A 20,191-nucleotide genomic window follows, 5' to 3' on the forward strand; every position below is an offset into this window, starting at 1 on the left:
CACGGGCTCCTTAGCGCTGGTGGCGGATGCGTGGGTTGGCGAGGCCGTAGAGGATGTCCACGATGAAGTTCACCAGGATCACCAGGGTCGCCACCAGCAGGATGCCGTTCTGCACCACCGGGTAGTCGCGGCGGCCGATGGCGTCGATCAGCCATTTGCCGATGCCGGGCCAGGAGAAGATGGTCTCGGTCAGTACCGCACCGGCCAGCAGCGTGCCGACCTGCAGGCCGAACACGGTGAGCACCGGGATCATGGCGTTGCGCAGGGCGTGCACGAACACCACGCGGGCCGGCGACAGGCCCTTGGCGCGGGCGGTGCGCACGTAGTCCTCGCGCAGCACTTCGAGCATCGAGGAGCGGGTCATCCGGGCGATCACCGCCAGCGGGATGGTGCCCAGCACGATGGCCGGCAGGATCAGGTGGCGTACGGCGTCCAGGAAGGCGCCTTCTTCATCCGAGAGCAGGGTGTCGATGAGCATGAAGCCGGTTTTCGGCTCGATGTCGTAGAGCAGGTCCAGGCGCCCGGACACCGGCGTCCAGCCCAGGGACACGGAGAACAGCATGATGAGGATCAGGCCCCACCAGAAGATCGGCATGGAGTAGCCGGCCAGGGAGATGGTCATCACCCCGTGGTCGAACAGCGAGCCTCGTTTCAGCGCCGCGATCACCCCGGCGAGCAGCCCGAACACGCCGGCGAACAGCAGGGCGGCCAGGGACAGTTCGAGGGTCGCGGGGAACAGGGTGAGGAACTCGTGCCAGACGCTGTCGCGGGTGGTCAGCGACTCGCCGAGGTTGCCCTGGGCGAGGTTGCCGATGTAGTCGAGGTACTGCTGGTAGAGGGGCTTGTCGAGCCCCAGGCGGTGCATGGCCTCGGCATGCATCTGCGGATCGACGCGGCGTTCACCCATCATCACTTCCACGGGGTCGCCCGGAATCAGGCGGATCAGCGCGAAGGTGAGCAGGGTGACGCCGAAGAAGGTCGGGATCAGCAGACCGAATCGGCGTGCGATGAAACTCAGCATGGTGGTCGGGGGCTCCTCATCGAGCGGCTACCCGTCGGATCACGACGGGCGCCGGTTTCTTATGACCTCGCCGGTTACTGGATCTGAACATCGGCGAAGTTGTTTTTGGTCAGCGGGCTGATGGTGTAGCCCTCGATATTGCTGCGGCGCACATTGAACAGCTTAGGATGGGCCAGGGGAATCCACGGGGCCTGTTCGTGGAATATGGATGTCGCCTTTCTGTAAAGTTCCGCCCGTTTTGCGCTATCGCTGGTCTGGCGGGCTTCCTGGATCAGTGCCTCGAAGCGCTGATCGCACCAGAACGCGTGGTTTTCGCCCGATTTCGCTGCGGCGCAGCTGAGGTTGGGCGAGAGGAAGTTGTCGGGGTCACCGTTGTCGCCCGCCCAGCCGCCGTACAACGAGAGGTCGTGTTCGCCGGCCTTGATGCGCTTGATCAGCTCGCCGAATTCCAGGGTGCGGATATCCAGGGTGATGCCCACCTGGGCCAGATCGGACTGCAGCATCTGTGCCATCTGGGCCGCGTTGGGAATGGTCGAGGAGCTGCCGTTGCGGGTGAACAGGGTCAGCCTGAGGTTCTCTACCCCCGCCGCCTTGAGCAGGGCCCTGGCGCGCTCGGGGTCGTGCGGCCAATCCGCCAGGTCCTTGTCGTAGCCCAGCAGGGTGGCGGGATAGGGGTTGATGGCCGGTGTGGCGGCGCCGGGGCCGTAGACGGCATCCAGCATGGCTTTCTTGTCGAACGCCAGGTTGATCGCCTGACGCACGCGCACGTCGTCCAGCGGCTTGTGCCGGGTATTGAGAGCGACATAGGTGGTGAGCAGCGCATCGATGCTGTCCACGGCCAGGTTCTTGTCCTGCGCCAGGCCGGGAACGTCCGACGGCTTGGGATAGAGAGCGATCTGGCACTCGTTGCGACGGATCTTCTGCAACCGGACGTTGGAATCCGGGGTGATGGCGAACACCAGGTTGTCGATCTTCGGCTTGCCGGCGAAGTAGTCCGGGTTGGCGCGGAAGCGCACCTGGGCGTCCTTGGCATAGCGATGGAAGACGAAGGGGCCGGTGCCGATGGGCTGGTTGTTGAGCTGGCCCTGCTTGCCGGCGGCGAGCAGCTGGTCGCCGTATTCGGCGGAGTAGATGGAGGCGAAGTCCATCGCCATGTCGGCCAGGAATGGTGATTCGGGGTGGTTCAGGGTGATGCGCACCGTGAGGTCGTCCACCTTCTCCACCGCCTTGATCAGCTCGCGCATGCCCATGGCGTCGAAGTACGGATAGCCGCGGGCGGAGGACTCGTGCCAGGCATGCCGCGGATCGAGCGGGCGCTGGAAGGTCCAGAGCACGTCGTCGGCGTTGAAGGCGCGGGTCGGCTTGAAGTAGTCGGTGGTGTGGAACTTCACGTTCGGCCGCAGGTGGAAGGTGTAGGTCAGCCCGTCGGGGCTGACCTCCCAGCTCTGCGCGAGGGACGGCACGACTTCGGTGGTGCCGGGACGGAAATCCGCCAGACGATTGAAGACGGTCTGGCCACTGGCATCGGCGGTCACCGCGCCGGTGTACTGCACGATGTCGAAGCCTTCCGGGCTGGCTTCGGTGCAGACCACCAGGTTCTGCGCCAGGACCGTGCCGCTGCTCAATGCCAGCAGCAGGGGAATCACGCGCGAGAGGGGCATGGCGGTACTCCTTACAGCAGGTTGAAGGGGAGGGTGCTGACCAGGCGGATCTCGTTGACGCTGCCGTCCACCTGGTTCTGGCTGGCCAGGTGCTTCATGTAGCTCAGGCGGAAGCTGCTGCGCTTGAGCGGGCCGTCCTGCAGCGTATAGCTGGCCGACAGGCCCAGCTCGTGGTGCTTTTCGTCGTCCTGGTTGCGCACTTCGGCATAGTTGCCATAAGCGCCGTTGCGGTCGCCATCGTAGTGGGTGCCGTCGATGCCCCAGCCCTTGGCGTACCAGGCCATGGTGGCCAGCCCCGGCACGCCGAACGCGGCCCAGTCGGTGGAGTAGCGCAGTTGCAGGGACTTCTCGTTGGGGCCGTTGTAGTCCGACAGCAGCGAGTTGGCCAGGTAGATGGCCGAGGTCTCGTGCACGTAGTCGAAGTACTCGTCGCCGCGCACCTGCTGCCAGCCGAGCAGGACGGCATGGGCGCCGTGGGTCAGGGTGAAGGCCAGGCTGTAGATGTCGTTGTCGATGTAGCCGGCCTTGCGCGAACCGGTATCGCCGGTGTGGTAGTAGTTCAGGCTGGTATTGAGCGCCAGGCTGGCGGGGTCGCCCAGGTCGTGGGAGGCGCCGAAGTAGTACTGGTTCCAGACATCCTCGAACTGGCCGCCGTAGGCCGTGACCTTGAGCTGGTCGCTGATCGCGTAGCTGCCACCCAGGTAGCTGTAGCGATCGGCGCGCACCTCGCGGGTGCCGTATTCGGTGGTGAAATGCTCGCGGTCCGAGCCGGTGCGCGGGCTGGCGCGGGTGAAGGTGCCACCCTGCAGGTCGAGGCCGCTGAACTCGTTGCTGACCAGGCTCAGGCCGTCGAAGGAGGAAGGCAGCGCGCGGTTGTCGATGGGGTTGAACACCGGCGTTTCCGGCTGCTGGCGCCCGGCCCGCAGGATGGTATTGGAGGCGCGCAGCTTGAGGCTGGCGAGGCCGATCTTCGACCACTCGGCCACGGCGTCGCCGTCGCTGTCGGCCAGGGTGCGGTTGCCGCCGCCGGCGATGCGGCCGTGGCCGCGTTCCAGGTTGATCGCCTGGAAGCCCGCCACGTCCAGGCCCACGCCCAGCGTGCCCTGGGTGTAGCCGGACTGGTACTTGAGCTGGCTGCCCTGGACCCAGGTGTAGCGGCTGTGGGTGGATTCGGTATAGCCGTCCTTCTTGATGTTGAAGTGGAAACTGTCCTTCATCAGCTCGCGGGAGAAGAAGTTGCGCGTGCTGAGGCTGAGGCTCTGCTCCTCGATGAAGCCCTTGGCAGCCGCCTGGCCGGAAGCTTCCTCGGCGGCCAGGACGGTGCCCGTGGATGCAGCGCCGATGACCAGGGCGAGCAGGGATCGGGTGAGGGTCGGATAGTGCATGGTTGCTCCTTGTTGTTGTCGGTTTTCCTAGCAACGAATGCATCCCCTCCACCCATCGAGCAGATGGGGGAGCCGGCAGGCGGAGGGGAAGGCGGATAGTGCCGCCCGATCTGTGCCGGGCTGGCGCTCAGGCGGCCTGGGCCGCCGGGGTCGGGGTGGCGGTCAGGGCTGGTTGGCCACGCCGTAGAAGGAGTTGCGCCCGAAGGGGCTGATCAGGAAGCCCTGCACGGACTTGCGCATGGGCTGGTAGACGGTGGAATGGGCGATGGGGCTGATCGGCAATTCCTGCACCAGCCGCTGCTGCGCCTGCTGGTAGAGGCTGACGCGCTGCTCGTGGTCGGTGGTCGCCTTGGCCTGGCGTACCAGCTTGTCGTAGTCGCGGTCGCACCACTTGGAGATGTTGTTGCCCTCGACCGAATCGCAGCCGTAGAGCGTAGCCAGCCAGTTGTCCGGGTCGCCGTTGTCGCCGGTCCAGCCGAACAGCGCGGCGTCGTGCTCGCCGGCGTGGGCGCGCTTGATGTATTCGCCCCACTCGTAGCTGACGATCTTCGCCTGGATGCCGACCTTGGCCCAGTCGGCCTGGATCATCTCGGCCATCAGCCTGGCGTTGGGGTTGTACGGACGCTGCACGGGCATGGCCCAGAGGGTGATCTCGGTGCCTTTGGCGACGCCGGCTTTGTTCAGCAGCACCTTGGCCTGCTCCGGGTCGTAGGCCTGGCCCTTGATGCGGGTGTCATAGGACCACTGGGTCGGCGGCATGCCGTTGACCGCCAGTTGGCCGGCACCCTGGTAGATCGCGTCGATGATCGCCTGCTTGTTGATCGCCATGTCCAGCGCGCGGCGCACGTCGGTCTTGTCCAGCGGCGCATGGGTGACGTTGTAGGCCAGGTAGCCGAGGTTGAAGCCCGCTTGCGAGGGCATGTTCAGGTTCGGGTCCTGCTTGAGCGCCTCCAGGTCCGCCGGGCGCGGGTTGAGGCTGATCTGGCATTCGCCGGCCTTGAGCTTCTGCATGCGCACCGAGGCATCGGTGTTGATGGCGAAGACCAGGTTGTCGACCTTCACGTCCTCGGGTTTCCAGTAGTCCTTGTTGCCCTTGAAGCGGATCAGCGCGTCCTTCTGGTAGCGGCTGAACACGAAGGGCCCGGTGCCGATGGGTTTCTGGTTGATCTGCGCCGCCTTGCCCTGCTGCAGCAACTGCCCGGCGTACTCGGCGGACTGGATCACCGCGAAGTTCATCGCCAGGTTCTGCACGAACGCGGCGTCCACTTCGTTGAGGGTGAACCTGACGGTCATCTCGTCGACCTTCTCCACCCTGGCAATGTTGCGGTCCAGGCCCATGTCGGTGAAGTAGGGGAATTCGGTGGGGTACGCCTTACGGAACGGCTGGTCCTTGTCGAGCATGCGGTTGAAGGTGAACAGCACGTCGTCGGCGTCGAAGTCGCGGCTTGGCGTGAAGTACTCGGTGGTGTGGAACTTCACCCCGGGGCGCAGGTGGAAGGTCCAGGTCTTGCCATCGGCGGAGGTATCCCAGCTCTCGGCCAGGGCCGGCTGCGCCTCGGTACCGCCGCGCTGGAACTGCACCAGTCGGTTGAACAGGGTTTCGGAGGTGGCGTCGTAATCGGTGCCGGTGGTGTATTGGCCGGGATCGAAGCCCGCCGGGCTGCCTTCGGAGCAGTACACCAGGGTGGAGGCGGCGTGGGCCGCGGAGCCGGCGATCAGCAAGCTGCCCAGGGCGAGTGCTTGCAGGGGATTACGTCGCATCTTGCGCATTGCCTGACCTCATTCTTGTTTTTCTGAGGGGCCGGCGCACCGATCGGGTTAGCAGCCGGCTGGATCGAACCGGGCCGGATGGGGCCTGTTCGTTCAGGGCTGGGCGGTGCCCGGCCATGCCGACGCCGAAATTAAGTCAGGCTGAAATTAAGTTCAACTGAAAATTCAGTGCCACTGAAAATTTTGCGCTCCTGTGAATCAGGTAGCGGGATGCTCGCCGAATAACGGCAGGGTGGTGACGGTGAGCATTTCCGCCACGCTGTCGCCGGTATTGCGCAGGCAGTGGCGCTTGCCGGAGTCGAAGTGGACGGAGTCGCCCGGGCCCAGGGGGTAGGTGTGACCGTCGATCACATAGGCCAGGCGACCGCTGAGGACATAGGCGAACTCCGAACCGTCGTGGGTGATCAGCTCGGACTCATAGCCGATCGGCACTGTCACCTTCACCGCGTTCAACTGGTTGCCGGGGAAGCTGCTGGATAGTCGCTCGTAGCTCAACGGCTGGCCTTCGATGGTGTAGCGCACCCGCTCGCCCTGATGGGAATCGGGCGGGATCTGCGGCGGCGAGTCGAACAGGGCATTGAGGGGGACGTCGAGCGCCTGGGCGATGCTGGCCAGGGAGGACAGGGAAACGCCGGTGAGATTGCGCTCGGCCTGGGACAGGAAGCTGGCGGTGAGACCGGATTCGGCGGCCACCTGGTTCAGGGTTTTCTTCGCCGCGCGCCGATAACGGCGCAGGCGTTCTCCGATGCGATCTGCAGACATTGGCTAGGCTCTCGTGGGACGACGGCAGCATACCAGTGTCCTCGCCGGGTGGAAGCATCGAGCCATCAGCGGGCGGTAATCGTCCCGGGAGACGCTGGGCAGCGAAAGCCTTTGACCAGAAATTTCAGTGCTGCTTAAATTTCGCGTCGTTTCATTCCTCGGGAGAGTCGCATGACATTGGGAGTAGGGGGCACGAGCCCCGAGCAGGCGCTGGCGCAATTGTCGGTGATGACGGCGGGTGCTCGTCCCATTGTCCTCGGGGAGTTCCAGGCGCGGATCGCCCGGCTGCAGGGCCTGATGCAGGACCAGGGGATCGCGGCGGTGTTCGTCGATGCCGGTACCTCGCTGGTCTATTTCACCGGCCTGAAGTGGAACCCCAGCGAGCGGCTGGTGGGGGCACTGGTGCCGGCGCGGGGTGAGGTGCGCTATATCGCCCCGGCGTTCGAGGAAGGCACCGTCCGCGATCTGCAGGTGCTGCCCGGCAGCATCAGCGTATGGGCCGAACATGAAAACCCCTTCGCCCTGCTGGCCGTGATGCTGGCGGACATCGAAGTGGTCGATGGCGCACGAGTAGGGCTTTCACCCAGCCTGCCGTTCGGCATGGTCGAGCGCCTGCGCCAGGCCGCGGGCAAGGTGCATCTGGTGGACGCCGGTGTGCTGATCGAACGCTGCCGTCGCTGCAAGTCGCCCGCCGAGCTGGCGCTGATGCAGCAGGCAAAGGACATGACTCTGCAGGTGCACAAGGCCGCCGCCAGCATCCTGCGCGAAGGCATCACCAGCACCGAGGTGACGCGCTTCATCGAGGCGGCGCACCGGCAGGTGGGCGCGCCGGGCTCGACCTTCTGCATCGTGCTGTTCGGCGAGGACAGCGCTTTCCCCCACGGCGTGCGCCAGCCGCGTCCGCTGCGCAACGGCGATATGGTGCTGATCGACACCGGCTGCCAGCTGTTCGGCTATCACTCGGATATCACCCGCAGCTACGTGTTCGGCACGCCCAGCGAGCGCCAGCGCGAGCTGTGGAATCTGGAAAAGGCCGCGCAACAGGCCGCGTTCGCTGCCGCCATGCTCGGCTCGCCCTGCGAGCAGGTGGACGCCGCCGCCCGCCGCTGCCTGGAAGCCGGTGGCCTGGGGCCGGACTACGCACTACCCGGCCTGCCGCATCGCACCGGCCACGGTATCGGCCTGGATATCCATGAAGGTCCGTACCTGGTGCGTGGCGACGCCACGCCGCTGGACGTCGGCATGTGCTTCAGCAACGAGCCGATGATCTGCGTGCCGGGGGAATTCGGTATCCGCCTGGAAGACCACTTCTACATGACGGCCGAAGGCCCGCGCTGGTTCACCCAGCCAAGCCATTCGGTGGACGATCCCTTCGACCTGAAGGCCTGATCGCTTGGGGGCAACTCCCGCTGCGGAGCAAATCCATGCGCAGGAGCGGACTTCGTCCGCGATAGGCCTGAATCGAACCGGACCCCATTGCGGACGAAGTCCGCTCCTACGGGGCGAGTTCAACCCGCGAGAAGTTGTTCGACCCCAGCGGGCTCAAGGTAAACCCACTCACGCCGGGCCGCACCACGGCGAACTGTTTCGGATACGCCAGGGCGATCCACGGCGCCTCGCGCTGGTAGATCGCCAGCGCCTGGCGGTACAGCCCGGCGCGGGTGTCCTGGTCGGTGATGGCGCGGGCCTGGCGCAGCAGTTCGTCGAACTCGGCGTTGCACCAGCCGGCCTGGTTCTCGCCGCTTTTCGCCGCCGCGCAGGACAGGTTCGGCGTGAGGAAATTGTCCGGATCGCCATTGTCGCCGGCCCAGCCCATGAAGATCAGGTCGTGCTCGCCCTGTTTGGCGCGCTTGATCAACTCGCCCCACTCGAACACCCGGATGTCCGCCTGGATGCCGACTTGCGCGAGGTCACTCTGCAGCATCTGCGCGCCGATGCCGGGGTTGGGGTTGGTCGGTCCGCCGCCGGGGCGGGTCCAGATCGACAGCTTCAGGCCGGGCTTGATACCGGCGGCCTCCAGTAATTGCCTGGCCCGCGCCGGGTCGTGGGGCCAGACCTTGAGCTGCGGATCGGAACCCCACAACGTCGGCGGGTAGGGCGCCACGGCGAGGCTGGCGGCGCCTTCGCCGAACTGTGCGCGCAGGTAGGCGTCACGATCGAAAGCGAGGTTGATCGCCTGGCGCACGCGCACATCGTCCAGCGGCTTGTGCCGGGTGTTGATGCCGACGTAGGCGACCAGCAGCGAGTCCAGTTCCTCGACCTTCAGCTTCGCGTCCTGGCGCAGCGCGGGTATATCGGTGGGCTTGGGGTAGACGGCGATCTGGCAGTCGCCGGCCTTGACCTTCTGGATGCGCACGTTCGGGTCGGGGGTGATCGCCAGCAGCAGGCGCTCGATCTTCGGCTTGCCGCCCCAGTAGTCGGGGTTGGCGGCGAAGCGCACCTGGGCGTCCTTCTGATAACGCTGGAAGACGAAGGGGCCGGTGCCGATGGGCAGGTTGTTCAGCTGGTCGGCCTTTTCCGCCGCCAGCAGCAGGTCGCCGTATTCGGCGGAATAGATGGAGGCGAAGCCCATGGCCAGGTCGGCGAGGAAGGGCGCCTCGGGGTGGTTCAGGGTGAAGCGCACATGCTGGTCGTCGAGCTTTTCCACCGCGCGTATCAGGCTGGGCAGGCCCATCGCTTCGGCATAGGGGAAACCGCGCGGAGCCAGCTTGTGCCACGGGTGCTGCGGGTCGAGCTGGCGCTGGAAGCTCCAGAGCACGTCGTCGGCAGCGAAGTCGCGGGTCGGCTTGAAGTAGTCGGTGCTGTGGAACTTCACGCCCTGGCGCAGGGTGAAGGTGTACTGCAGGCCGTCGTCGCTGATCGTCCAGCTTTCGGCCAGCGCCGGCACCACGCGGGTGCTGCCGGGGGCGAACTGCACCAGGCGTTCGAACACCGTCTCGGCCGAAGCATCGGCGGTGGTCGCGGCGGTGTACTGGGTGATGTCGAAGCCTTCCGGGCTGGCCTCGGTGCAGACCACCAGGGACTGGCCCAATGCCGGCGCGCAGCCGAGCAGGCTCGCCAGGAGGATCCCGGAAAGGCCTGCGAGGCAGTGGCGGGGCATGCGCGGTGCGGGTCGTGCAACGGCCGCCGGCGAGCGCCGGCGGCCATTGGCCTTACTTGCCGACGCTGACGCCGTAGAACGAGTTCAGCGCGAACGGGCTGATCTTGAAGTCCTGCACGGTCTTGCGCATCGGCTGGTACACGGTGGAGTGGGCGATCGGGGTGATCGGCACCTGCTCCTTGAGGATGTGCTGGGCCTGCTTGTACAGCTCGGTGCGCTTGGCCTGGTCGGGGGTGCGCTTGGCATCCTTGATCAGCTTGTCGTAGGCCGGGTCGCACCATTTGGAGAAGTTGTTGCCGTCCACGGCGTCGCAGCCGTAGAGGGTGCCCAGCCAGTTGTCCGGGTCACCGTTGTCGCCGCTCCAGCCGATCAGCATGGCGTCGTGTTCGCCGCCCTTGGCGCGCTTGATGTACTCGCCCCATTCGTAGGTGACGATCTTGGCCTTGATGCCGACCTTGGCCCAGTCGGACTGCAGCATCTCGGCCATCAGCTTGGCGTTGGGGTTGTACGGGCGCTGCACCGGCATGGCTCACAGGGTGATCTCGGTGCCTTCGGCCACGCCGGCCTTCTTCAGCAGTTCCTTGGCCTTCTCCGGGTTGTAGCCGGCGTCCTTGATGGTGTCGTCGTAGGACCACTGGGTCGGCGGCATGCCATTCACGGCGAGCTGGCCGGCGCCCTGGTAGACGGCGTCGATGATCGCCTTCTTGTTCACCGCCATGTCCAGCGCCTCGCGCACTTCGAGCTTGTCGAAGGGCTTGTGGGTGACGTTGTAGGCGATGTAGCCGAGGTTGAAGCCCGGTTGCGAGGGCATGTTCAGGTTCGCGTCCTTCTTCAGCGATTCCAGGTCGGCGGGACGCGGGAAGAGGGTGACCTGGCACTCGTTGGCCTTGAGCTTCTGCATGCGCACCGAGGCGTCGGTGTTGATGGCGAAGATCAGGTTGTCGATCTTCACCTCGCCCTTGTTCCAGTAGTCCGGGTTGGCCTTGAAGCGGATCATCGCGTCCTTCTGGTAGCGATTGAACACGAACGGGCCGGTGCCGATGGGCTTCTGGTTGATGTCGCTGGCCTTGCCCTGCTTGAGCAGCTGGTCGGCGTATTCGGCGGACTGGATCGAGGCGAAGCTCATGGCCAGGTTCTGGATGAACGCGGCGTCGACTTCGTTGAGGGTGAACTTGACGGTATGGTCGTCGACCTTCTCCACCTTGGCGATGTTCGCGTCCATGCCCATGTCGGTGAAGTAGGGGAATTCGGTCTGGTACGCCTTACGGAACGGATGGTTCTTGTCGAGCATGCGGTTGAAGGTGAACAGCACGTCGTCGGCGTTGAACTCGCGGGTCGGCTTGAAGTAGTCGGTGGTGTGGAACTTCACGCCCGAACGCAGGTGGAAGGTGTAGGTCTTGCCGTCATCGGATACATCCCACTTCTCCGCCAGGCCCGGGATGACCTGGGTACCGCCGCGCTCGAACTGGGTGAGGCGGTTGAACACCGTCTCGGCCGAGGCGTCGAAATCGGTGCCGGTGGTGTACTGGCCGGGGTCGAAGCCTGCGGGGCTGCCTTCGGAGCAGTAGACCAGGTTGTTGGCGGCGTGGGCGAGCGGAGCGCTGGCGATCAGCCCAGCGGCAATCATGGAGCGGATGACGGCGTTATGACGCATACGGACCTCTGTTTATTCTGGTTGTCATCGAGGCACAACCTTGTGGGCTGCGTTGCGTGAAGCTATGCACGGCACATGCCGGGTGCAAGCGGCTGACGCGGATCAGTGTAGAAGTTGTGACGCGGGTGCAAGGGAATGTCGCAATTTCGACAATGGGAACCGTGCGCTCAGGCGGCGGCGTCCCGGTTCCCGGAAACGCCGCGCTGCAAGAGGCCGAGCGTGTTACGGCATCTGCACCTCGATGGTTCCGTCGGCGCTGACGGTGACCTGGCTGGTGCCGGCTTCGATTTCCTGCGCCGGGGCCGAGTCCATGGAGGAGAACTTGGCGGCCGCCATGCGCACCATCGGCATCGGCCGCGGCGCACCGGAGGTATTCAGATTCAGGCTGACCAGCTTGTAGCCCTTGCCGCCGAGAGCGTCGGTGAGTACCTGGGCGCGGGCCTTGAAGGCATCCACGGCGCCCTTCATCAGCGCGTCCTCGTTCTTGGCGCGGGTGGCGTCGGCGATGCTGAAGTCCATGCTGCCCATCTTCAACTTGCCCAGCAGGTCGGCGGTGAGCTGGGAGAGGGCGGCGAAGTCGGTGCTTTCCAGACGGATTTCCGCGCGCTCGCGCCAGGCGGTGATCTTCTGGCCCTTGTCGTCATACACCGGGTAGCTGTTGCGGCTGCCCAGGCTGACGGTCACGCCCTTCACCTTGCGCGCCTGTTCGACCGCCGCGTTCAGCGCGGTGGTGGTTTCGCCGGCGAGCTTGGCCGGGTCGGTGCCCTGGCTCTCGCTGAACAGGGTCACGTGCATCAGGTCGTGGGCAACTTCCTGGCTGACCTCGGCGCGCAGCGACACCTGGTTGTAGCGCGGCTCGTCGGCCATGGCCCCGAGGCTGGTGGCGCACAGGGCGATGGCGGCGGCGATGGCGGTGAAGGGTTTCTTCAGTACAGACATGGGTGACTCCTTGCTCCAGAAAAGTGTCCGGGCCACAGCTTAGTAGAGGCAGCGGCGAGGACTGTCAGACCCTTTGACGAGGCGGGTGTCGCGTTCGGGTTGATGACGGATGTCACCAATTGTTTCAGCCGGGAGCGGCGAGCGGCGGGTGCGCTGGAGTATGCTGTGGCGCTATGCCGCATAAAGGAGAGGGGGCACTTGGCTATACTCGCGCAAATTCCGGAATTCACCATGCGCCCACCGGTTTTCCAGCTGTCCGCCAGTCGTCAGAACCTCCTGCATCTGACGCTCATCCGTATTCTCGTGCTCGCCGCCCAGGCCGGCTCCGTCGGGCTTGCCTACAAGGCCCAGCTGATCCAGCTGCCCTGGCTCGCCCTGGGCGTGACCCTCGGCGTCTCCCTCGTGCTGTGCCTGGGCACCGCGCTGCGCCTGCGCGGCCCGTGGCCGGTCACCGAGCTGGAGTATGCCGTCCAGCTGGCCTGCGACCTGATCATCCACAGCGTGCTGCTGTATTACTCGGGCGGCTCGAGCAATCCCTTCGTCTCCTATTACCTGGTGCCGCTGACCATCGCCGCGGCGACCCTGCCGTGGCTCTACACCATCGTCCTGGCCGGCCTCGCCCTGGCCAGCTACACGGTGCTGCTGGTGTGGTTCCACCCGCTGGAGATGGCCTCCGGGCAGCGCGATAACCTGCTGATCTATGGCATGTGGCTGAGCTTCGCCCTGGCCGCCGCGCTGATCACCTTCTTCGTCGCCCGCATGTCCGAGTCGTTGCGCCGCCAGGAGCAGTTGCAGGCCCAGCGCCGCGAGGAAGGCATGCGTGACCAGCAGCTGCTGGCCGTCGCCACCCAGGCCGCCGGCGCCGCCCATGAACTGGGCACGCCGCTGGCGACCATGAGCGTACTGCTCAAGGAATTGCGCCAGACCAATGCCGACCAGCCGCTGTTGCAGGAAGATCTCGCCCTGCTGCAGGAGCAGGTCAAGCTCTGCAAGACCACCCTGCAGCACCTGGTGCGCGCCGCCGAGGCGGATCGTCGCCAGGCGGTGGAAGAGCAGGGCGCCAACGAATGGGTCGAAGCCGTGCTGCGGCGCTGGCACCTGATGCGCCCCGAGGCAAGCTATCGCTACCAGACGCTGGGCAAGGGCAAGGCGCCGCGGATGATTCCGCCCACCGACCTGAGCCAGGCGCTGCTCAACCTGCTGAATAACGCGACGGACGCCTGTCCGGACGATCTGGACATCCGCCTGGACTGGGATGCCGGTGAAATCTGCCTGAGCATCCGCGACCAGGGCCCCGGCGTGCCGCTGGCGATTGCCGAACAGCTCGGCAAGCCGTTCTTCACCACCAAGGGCAAGGGCTTCGGCCTGGGGTTGTTCCTCAGCCAGGCCAGCGTGACCCGCGCGGGTGGAACGGTGAAGTTGTATAACCATGAAGATGGCGGCACTCTGACCGAGTTGCGTCTGCCCAGAAGCTACGGCGTGGCCTGAGAGCCACGCCCGCGAGGAAGTACCATGAGCGAAGAGATCCTGTTCGAAGGCGAAGAGCAGCCCCACCTGCTGCTGGTGGACGACGATGCCACCTTTACCCGCGTCATGGCCCGCGCCATGACCCGTCGCGGGTTGCGGGTGTCGGTCGCCGGCTCCGCCGAGGAAGGCCTGGCCATGGCCAAGGAAGATCTGCCCGACTACGCCGTGCTCGACCTGAAGATGGACGGCGACTCCGGCCTGGTCCTGTTGCCCAAGCTGCTGGAGCTCGACGCCGAGATGCGCGTGGTGATCCTCACTGGCTATTCCAGCATCGCCACCGCGGTGGAAGCGATCAAGCGCGGCGCCACCAACTACCTGTGCAAGCCGGCCGACGCCGACGACGTGCTGACCGCACTGCTGTCGCAACATGCGGACCTGGAGACCCTGGTGCCGGAAAACCCCATGTCGGTCGACCGCCTGCAGTGGGAACATATCCAGCGCGTGCTTGCCGAACATGACGGCAACATCTCCGCGACCGCCCGCGCGCTGGGTATGCACCGGCGCACCTTGCAACGTAAGCTGCAGAAGCGCCCGGTGAGGCGTTAAGCGATCGATAACACGAAGGAGCGCCAATGAGCGCTCCTTTTTTGTATGTACAGCCGTGCGAGCCGACCCCATGACCGATAGCGCCGAGTACCGCGCCGCGAACGATGCCGTTCGCAGTCGCTTCTTCCACCGCGTCTGGCACCTCACCGCGCTCTACTGGCGCAGCGAAGAAAAGGGCATGGCCTGGCTGCTGCTGATCGTGGTGATCGCCCTCTCGCTGGTGGGCGTGGCCCTCAGTGTCTGGCTCAACAGCTGGTACCGCGACTTCTACAACGCCCTGCAGAACAAGGATCTGAACAGCTTCATCCACCTGATGCTGATGTTCTCCGGGATCGCCGCGGTGTTCATCCTCACGGCGGTCTACCGGCTGTACCTGACCCAGATGCTGACCATCCGCTGGCGCCGCTGGCTGACCGAGAAACACTTCGCCGCCTGGCTGGGCGACAAGAGCTACTACCGCCTGGAGCAGCGCGGCCACACCGACAACCCCGACCAGCGCCTGACCGAAGACCTCGACAACTTCACCAGCACCACCCTGAGCCTCGGCCTGGGCCTGATCCGCAACGTGGTCAGCCTGGTGTCCTTCTCGGTGATCCTCTGGGGCGTTTCCGGCAGCATCGAGTTGTTCGGCATCACCATCCCTGGCTACATGTTCTGGGTGGCACTGGTTTACGCAGCGGTGGGCAGCTGGCTCACGCACCTGATCGCCCGTCGCCTGATCGGCCTGAATAACCAGCAGCAACGCTACGAGGCCGACCTGCGCTTCGGCCTGGTGCGGGTGCGCGAGAACGCCGAAAGCATCGCCCTGTACAACGGCGAGGCCAACGAGAACGCGCGCCTGATGAGCCGCTTCCGCAACGTCTGGGGCAACTTCTGGGAGCTGATGAAAGTCCAGAAGCGCCTGACCTTCTTCACCTCCGGCTACGCCCAGATCGCCACCGTATTCCCCTTCATCGTCGCCGCTCCGCGCTACTTCTCCGGGCAGATCCAGCTGGGCGAGCTCATGCAGATCAACTCCGCCTTCAGCAACGTGCAGGACAGCATGAGCTGGTTCATCGATGCCTACACCAGCCTCGCCAGCTGGCGGGCGACCAGTGATCGTCTGCTGAGCTTCCGCGGCGCCATGGCCGAGACCACCCAGGAAGCGGCGAATATCGACGTGCGCAAGACCGGCAGCAGCCTGCAGCTGCACGACCTGACCCTGAGCCTGGGCAATGGCCGCGAACTGCTGGAGCCGACCCGCCTGACCATCAACGCCGGTGAGCACGTACTGATCGGCGGCCCTTCCGGTGGCGGCAAGAGCACCCTGCTGCGCGCCATGAGTGGCCTGTGGCGCTATGGCAGTGGCGTGGTGCAGATGCCCGAAGGGCGCAGCCTGTTCGTCCCGCAGAAGCCCTACCTGCCCATTGGCACCCTGGCCGAAGCCCTCTGCTACCCGGAACCCGGCAACAGCCACGATGCCCAGCGCATGAAGGAAGTGCTGCACCTGTGCCGCCTGGACACCCTGGCGGCGCGCCTGGATGAAGCCGACCACTGGCAGCGCGTGCTCTCCCCGGGCGAGCAGCAGCGTCTGGCGATTGCCCGTGCGCTGCTTTACGCGCCGCAATGGCTGTTCCTCGACGAGGCCACCTCGGCCCTGGACGAGGCCGATGAGGCTGCGCTCTATCAGGTACTGCTGGAGCAGCTTGCCGACGTCACGCTGGTCAGCATTGGCCACCGGGCCAGCCTCAAGCGCTTCCACCCGCGTCAGCTGCGCCTGGAAGAACATCGCCTGCAGGAAATGGAAGCGGTCCTGCCGGCGTAGTGGCAGTTTGATTCACTGGGATGATTGGAGGTCTCTGGTGGGAATCATCTGAAAGTTTTCATAGACAGAATGATTTTTTCTTATTTGTTACCATTTTCCAGTGTTTGATCACTGCGGGTGACTCAATAACAGGTACCCTGTGCGCCCGGTCGCCGAGCGGCCGGTTGAATGTGCATCCAATGGTACCGATATGAGCTCCCTTTCCCCCACACGCCAGGCGCTGACCCGCTCGGACCTGCGCCTGGTCGACTCGCGCCGTCTGCTGCTGGTGGGCGCTTGCGTGGCCCTGGCCGGCGCACTGGCGGCCTTTGCCGGCGGTTTCTGGATCGGCCGCGCCAATCCGGGCGCCGCACCTGTCACCCAGGTGGTTCAGGCCGAGCCGGTGAACGAGGCCGAAGGGGATTCCACGGAGCGCTTCACTGCCGAGCGCATTGGCGAGCTGGCCGGTCGTCTGCAGGTGCTGGAAAAGGACGCTACCTACCTGCTCCAGGCCGTGGACAGCCACGAGGAGATCGCCCGCAAGCTGGCGAAGGTCGATCCGGAACTCGTCCCCAGACCCAAGTCCAAGCCCGCTGCTGGCAAGGGCGAAGGCGGCATCCTGCTGCCCCCCCGGCCCTGTGCAGAACCGCTGCCCGGCGCGGCCGCGGACCTGGAGCGCAACGAGCATTCGGCCAAGTGCCTGCGACGGGTATTCGACCTGCTGATGGATCAGGTCGCACGTCGCAACGCCGATTTCATGACCATCCCCGCGCGCCGGCCGATGGAACAGGCGCGCCTGGGCTCGCCGTTCGGCAATCGCGTCGACCCGTTCAACCGCCACCTGGCCTTCCACTCCGGACAGGATTTCTCCGCCCCGACGGGAACCGCCATCCATGCTGCCGCAGGTGGCCGGGTGATCGTTTCGGGGCCCAATCCGTCCTATGGCAACCGCGTGGAAATCGATCACGGCAATGGCCTGGTGACCCGCTACGCCCACGCTTCGAAGCTGCTGGTGAAGGTGGGCGACGTGGTCCTGCCCGGGCAGGAAATCGCCAAGGTCGGTTCGACCGGGCGCTCCACCGGGCCGCACCTGCATTTCGAGGTGCTCTACCACGGCGAATTCGTTGACCCGCAGAACTTCCTCTCCCTGGGCGGCATGGAAATCGACAGCGATGGCCTGGCCGCGGATTAAAAAAACGTCAACCCGCGACCTGCTGCGCGCCGAACATCGTCCCCATGTGCCCCGTGGTTCGGCCTGGCTCAGTCGGTCGATGGCGGTGCTGGTGGTGCTGGGGCTGCTGGTGCTGGCAGGCATCTGGATGCTGCGTAGCCAGAGCGATACGCAGGTGCGCGAGCAGGCGCAGGAGCTGGTCGCGCTGCATGCGCAGATTGCCCAGCTCACCGCGGACCTGGAGGAAAAGCGCCTGCAGGTCGAGGAAGACCACGCCAATGGCGAACAACTGATGCGGCGTATCGATGCGATGTCGGCCGAAATCAAGAAACTCAAGACCGAGCTGGCCTTCTTCCGCCAGCAGAAACCTGGCAAGTGATGGGCGCCGCGGGCGCAAGGGAAAAGCGATGTTCAGCAACAGCAAGAAGAAGGCTCCGCAGGTGTCGGTGGACAAGTTCTCCAGCCTGCTCTCGGGCAATGTCGATCTGGTCGGCAACCTGCAGTTCCAGGATGGCCTGAAGATCCTCGGCACCGTGAAGGGCAATGTCTGCCACAAGCCCGGCGCAGCCAGCCTGCTGGCGCTCAGCGCGGAAGGCCGGATCGAGGGCAACGTCAGCAGCTACGACGCGCTGATCGACGGCACCATCATCGGCGACCTGTATGTCGAGCACCTGCTGGAGCTGCACTCCAACGCACGGGTGGTCGGCAACATCCAGTACCGCCAGCTGAGCATGGAAAACGGCGCCACGGTCGACGGCAAGCTGACCCGCCTGGCCGACGACGAGGCGCCACGTCCGCTGGAGCTGCCGGCGCCGCTGCAGGAAGAGCCGAGCGAAGCCTGATCGACTGCGGCGGGACAGGTACTTAGCTTGCTATGATTGCCGCTCCCACCGCCCGGACGCCCGTGTTCCATGCTCGCACTCCTGCTCCAGACCTTCGCCATCACCGCGCCGGTCTTCGCCATGCTGTTCCTCGGAGTGCTGCTGCGCCGCGTCGGCGCGATCAATCCGGAATTCATCCAGACCGCCTCGGCCCTGGTGTTCAACGCCACCATGCCGGCGATGCTGTTCCTCGGCATCTACCATTCCGACCTGCACAGCGCGGCGCGTCCGCAGGTGCTGCTGTACTTCTGCGCGGCGACCCTGGCGGGCTTCCTGCTGGCCTGGGGCTGGGCGGCGTGGCGGGTGCCGCGCGCGGACCGCGGGGTCTTCGTTCAGGGTTCGTTCCGCGGCAACAACGGCATCATCGGCCTAGCCCTGGCCACCAGCCTCTACGGTGAGCACGGCCTGGCGCTGGGCTCGGTGCTCGCCGCCCTGGTGATCCTCTGCTACAACACGCTGTCCTCGGTGGTGCTGGCGATCTACAGCCCGAGTCTGAAGTCCGACCCGCTGAGCATCGCCCGCAACGTCATCGGCAACCCGCTGATCATCAGCGTGCTGGCGGCGCTGCCGTTCTCCTGGTTCGGCATCGGCCTGCCGCAATGGCTGCTGACCTCCGCCGATTACTTCGCACAGATGACCCTGCCGCTGGCGCTGGTCTGCGTCGGCGGCACGCTGTCGCTGGCCTCGTTGCGTGAAAGCGGTGGTCTGGCGGTCAGCGCCAGCCTGATGAAAATGGTCTGGCTGCCGCTCATCTGCACCACCGTCGCCTGGACGCTGGGCTTCCGTGGCGCCGAACTGGGCGTGCTGTTCCTCTACTTCGCCAGCCCCACGGCGGCGGCCAGCTATGTCATGGCCCGCGCGGCCAACGGTAACCACGAACTGGCGGCGTCGATCATCGTCATCACCACCCTGGTGGCGGCGTTGACCACCAACGTCGGCATCTTCGTCCTGCAGTGGGGCGGCTGGATGTGACTCGCCTGGAGGCGAGGTTCTTCCAATTGCTATTGCGTCAAAAGCTATATGTCTTGTAGGAAATTTCTGAAAGATAGCTCTGTTTCGCAACGCCGCGCGAAGTCCGTTCCGCGCATCGACAAGACCGGTTACATTTGGCTCCCCCCGCTATGCACGATCAAGGAATGTTCATGCAGCCCACGCGTCGGTTGGTACCTGCCGTCTTCATTCTGTCAGCCAGTTTCCTGGCTGCGACGGTCGCTGCCGCACCGAGTGCGGAGATCAGCAGCCCGACCGGCGGCTGGCGCTATTCCGGCCTGACCGATGACCCCAGCGTGCCTCGCGTGGCCTACCCGACACCGCCGATCGATCGTGGCGGCGTGCGTGGCCGCAGCCTGATCGAGGGCCACCTGCGCGAAGTGGCCGGCGTCGACCGCGCCCAGCGCCTGGTGCTCAACGGCAACCCGCTGCCGCTGTACACCGACGCCGAAGGCAAGTTCGTCCGCCCCTACAACTTCGGCGCCGGCAGCAACAGCGTCGAAGTCGCCAGCGCCGAGGGCAAATCCCTCAAGCGCATCCAGTTCTACGAGGCCAACAACAGCCGCATTCCGCCGCGCATCCGCCTGGCGCTGGGCTGGAACGACCCCAAGGCCGAGCTCGACCTGCATATCGTCACGCCCGACGGCCAGCATGCCTTCTGGGCCAACCCGCGGCTGAGCAACGGCGGCGGCCTCGACCCGGACGGCGTCGACGGCCCCGGCCCGGAAATGTTCACCATGGCCGCGCCGCTGCACGGCACCTACCTGGTCTACGTCAACTACTGGGGCAACTACAACGCCAGCCAGGGGTACAACTTCCAGGAAGGCAATCACGAGCAGGATGTGATCACCGCCGAGATCAACCTGGTGTTCAACGAAAACACCATCAACGAGAAGCGCGAGACCTTCGTGGTGCCCATGCGCACCATCGGCGATCTGGTGCTGGTGAAGACCTTCAATTACTGAATTCGCCCCTCGCAGGGATGACACGGGACCAGCGAT

The 20,191-nt window shown here is 65.3% G+C and carries 16 protein-coding genes and 1 pseudogene; 9 read left to right on the forward strand and 8 right to left on the reverse strand.

Annotated features, from left to right (window positions below; translation table 11 throughout):
* Positions 1-10: 10 nt before the first annotated feature.
* The 5 genes from HNP46_RS11455 to HNP46_RS11475 form a co-directional block, all read right to left on the reverse strand.
* Positions 11-1,021: an ABC transporter permease subunit gene (locus tag HNP46_RS11455; protein ID WP_184588909.1), complete on the reverse strand. Its 1,011-nt coding sequence runs from the start codon at positions 1,019-1,021 to the stop codon at positions 11-13.
* 74 nt (positions 1,022-1,095) lie between these two features.
* Positions 1,096-2,682, reverse strand: a complete 1,587-nt coding sequence (locus tag HNP46_RS11460; protein WP_184588912.1) for an ABC transporter substrate-binding protein — start codon at positions 2,680-2,682, stop codon at positions 1,096-1,098.
* An 11-nt stretch (positions 2,683-2,693) separates the two neighbouring features.
* A complete protein-coding gene (locus HNP46_RS11465; protein WP_184588914.1) occupies positions 2,694-4,067 on the reverse strand; it encodes an OprD family porin in 1,374 nt (457 codons plus the stop codon).
* A 162-nt stretch (positions 4,068-4,229) separates the two neighbouring features.
* Entirely contained in the window at positions 4,230-5,837 is a 1,608-nt protein-coding gene (locus tag HNP46_RS11470) for an ABC transporter substrate-binding protein (protein ID WP_184588916.1), read from the reverse strand.
* Between the two features lie 198 nt (positions 5,838-6,035).
* Positions 6,036-6,599, reverse strand: coding sequence for a helix-turn-helix domain-containing protein (locus HNP46_RS11475; RefSeq protein ID WP_184588918.1), 564 nt, complete (start codon positions 6,597-6,599; stop codon positions 6,036-6,038).
* A gap of 171 nt (positions 6,600-6,770) precedes the next feature.
* Between HNP46_RS11475 and HNP46_RS11480 the strand changes: the two genes are divergently transcribed.
* Complete coding sequence (locus tag HNP46_RS11480) at positions 6,771-7,988, forward strand: M24 family metallopeptidase (RefSeq protein ID WP_184588920.1); 1,218 nt, start codon at positions 6,771-6,773, stop codon at positions 7,986-7,988.
* 106 nt (positions 7,989-8,094) lie between these two features.
* Here the strand turns inward: HNP46_RS11480 and HNP46_RS11485 are convergent, their stop codons facing one another.
* The 3 genes and pseudogenes from HNP46_RS11485 to HNP46_RS11495 form a co-directional block, all read right to left on the reverse strand.
* On the reverse strand, positions 8,095-9,699 hold the full coding sequence (locus HNP46_RS11485) for an ABC transporter substrate-binding protein (RefSeq protein ID WP_184588923.1): 1,605 nt from the start codon (positions 9,697-9,699) through the stop codon (positions 8,095-8,097).
* Positions 9,700-9,751: 52 nt separating this feature from the next.
* A pseudogene (locus HNP46_RS11490) lies at positions 9,752-11,353 on the reverse strand (ABC transporter substrate-binding protein).
* Positions 11,354-11,575: 222 nt separating this feature from the next.
* Positions 11,576-12,292, reverse strand: a complete 717-nt coding sequence (locus HNP46_RS11495) for an SIMPL domain-containing protein (RefSeq protein WP_184588926.1) — start codon at positions 12,290-12,292, stop codon at positions 11,576-11,578.
* 231 nt (positions 12,293-12,523) lie between these two features.
* On the opposite strand from HNP46_RS11495, the gene HNP46_RS11500 reads away from it, so the two are divergent.
* The 8 genes from HNP46_RS11500 to HNP46_RS11535 all read left to right on the forward strand — a co-directional run bounded on the left by HNP46_RS11500 (position 12,524) and on the right by HNP46_RS11535 (position 20,155).
* Positions 12,524-13,780 (forward strand): ATP-binding protein, encoded by a 1,257-nt coding sequence (locus HNP46_RS11500; protein WP_184588928.1) that lies wholly within the window; start codon positions 12,524-12,526, stop codon positions 13,778-13,780.
* A gap of 24 nt (positions 13,781-13,804) precedes the next feature.
* A complete protein-coding gene (locus HNP46_RS11505; RefSeq protein ID WP_017518181.1) occupies positions 13,805-14,365 on the forward strand; it encodes a response regulator transcription factor in 561 nt (186 codons plus the stop codon).
* A gap of 70 nt (positions 14,366-14,435) precedes the next feature.
* The gene (locus tag HNP46_RS11510; RefSeq protein ID WP_184588930.1) at positions 14,436-16,169 is read left to right on the forward strand and encodes an ABC transporter ATP-binding protein/permease; all 1,734 of its coding nucleotides are present in this window, start codon (positions 14,436-14,438) and stop codon (positions 16,167-16,169) included.
* Between the two features lie 190 nt (positions 16,170-16,359).
* Positions 16,360-17,340, forward strand: a complete 981-nt coding sequence (locus HNP46_RS11515; protein ID WP_184588932.1) for a M23 family metallopeptidase — start codon at positions 16,360-16,362, stop codon at positions 17,338-17,340.
* Positions 17,321-17,698: a hypothetical protein gene (locus HNP46_RS11520; protein WP_260403150.1), complete on the forward strand. Its 378-nt coding sequence runs from the start codon at positions 17,321-17,323 to the stop codon at positions 17,696-17,698. The genes HNP46_RS11515 and HNP46_RS11520 overlap by 20 nt, the downstream gene beginning before the upstream one ends.
* 28 nt (positions 17,699-17,726) lie before the next feature.
* Positions 17,727-18,161, forward strand: a complete 435-nt coding sequence (locus HNP46_RS11525) for a bactofilin family protein (RefSeq protein ID WP_184588934.1) — start codon at positions 17,727-17,729, stop codon at positions 18,159-18,161.
* Between the two features lie 69 nt (positions 18,162-18,230).
* Positions 18,231-19,172, forward strand: a complete 942-nt coding sequence (locus HNP46_RS11530) for an AEC family transporter (protein WP_184588936.1) — start codon at positions 18,231-18,233, stop codon at positions 19,170-19,172.
* Between the two features lie 170 nt (positions 19,173-19,342).
* Entirely contained in the window at positions 19,343-20,155 is an 813-nt protein-coding gene (locus HNP46_RS11535) for a YfaP family protein (protein WP_184588938.1), read from the forward strand.
* Positions 20,156-20,191 lie beyond the last annotated feature (36 nt).

It is taken from the genome of Pseudomonas nitroreducens (genome assembly GCF_014204515.1).
GTDB classification, from domain to species: Bacteria; Pseudomonadota; Gammaproteobacteria; order Pseudomonadales; family Pseudomonadaceae; genus Pseudomonas; species Pseudomonas nitritireducens_A.

Coding starts and splice junctions, on each gene's coding strand:
- HNP46_RS11480 (WP_184588920.1), top strand. CDS start 6,771: ATGACATTGGGAGTAGGGGGCACGAGCCCCGAGCAGGCGCTGGCGCAA.
- HNP46_RS11485 (WP_184588923.1), bottom strand. CDS start 9,699: ATGCCCCGCCACTGCCTCGCAGGCCTTTCCGGGATCCTCCTGGCGAGC.
- HNP46_RS11510 (WP_184588930.1), top strand. CDS start 14,436: ATGACCGATAGCGCCGAGTACCGCGCCGCGAACGATGCCGTTCGCAGT.
- HNP46_RS11525 (WP_184588934.1), top strand. CDS start 17,727: ATGTTCAGCAACAGCAAGAAGAAGGCTCCGCAGGTGTCGGTGGACAAG.
- HNP46_RS11505 (WP_017518181.1), top strand. CDS start 13,805: ATGAGCGAAGAGATCCTGTTCGAAGGCGAAGAGCAGCCCCACCTGCTG.
- HNP46_RS11460 (WP_184588912.1), bottom strand. CDS start 2,682: ATGCCCCTCTCGCGCGTGATTCCCCTGCTGCTGGCATTGAGCAGCGGC.
- HNP46_RS11530 (WP_184588936.1), top strand. CDS start 18,231: ATGCTCGCACTCCTGCTCCAGACCTTCGCCATCACCGCGCCGGTCTTC.
- HNP46_RS11465 (WP_184588914.1), bottom strand. CDS start 4,067: ATGCACTATCCGACCCTCACCCGATCCCTGCTCGCCCTGGTCATCGGC.
- HNP46_RS11520 (WP_260403150.1), top strand. CDS start 17,321: ATGGCCTGGCCGCGGATTAAAAAAACGTCAACCCGCGACCTGCTGCGC.
- HNP46_RS11455 (WP_184588909.1), bottom strand. CDS start 1,021: ATGCTGAGTTTCATCGCACGCCGATTCGGTCTGCTGATCCCGACCTTC.
- HNP46_RS11500 (WP_184588928.1), top strand. CDS start 12,524: ATGCGCCCACCGGTTTTCCAGCTGTCCGCCAGTCGTCAGAACCTCCTG.
- HNP46_RS11470 (WP_184588916.1), bottom strand. CDS start 5,837: ATGCGCAAGATGCGACGTAATCCCCTGCAAGCACTCGCCCTGGGCAGC.
- HNP46_RS11515 (WP_184588932.1), top strand. CDS start 16,360: ATGAGCTCCCTTTCCCCCACACGCCAGGCGCTGACCCGCTCGGACCTG.
- HNP46_RS11475 (WP_184588918.1), bottom strand. CDS start 6,599: ATGTCTGCAGATCGCATCGGAGAACGCCTGCGCCGTTATCGGCGCGCG.
- HNP46_RS11495 (WP_184588926.1), bottom strand. CDS start 12,292: ATGTCTGTACTGAAGAAACCCTTCACCGCCATCGCCGCCGCCATCGCC.
- HNP46_RS11535 (WP_184588938.1), top strand. CDS start 19,343: ATGCAGCCCACGCGTCGGTTGGTACCTGCCGTCTTCATTCTGTCAGCC.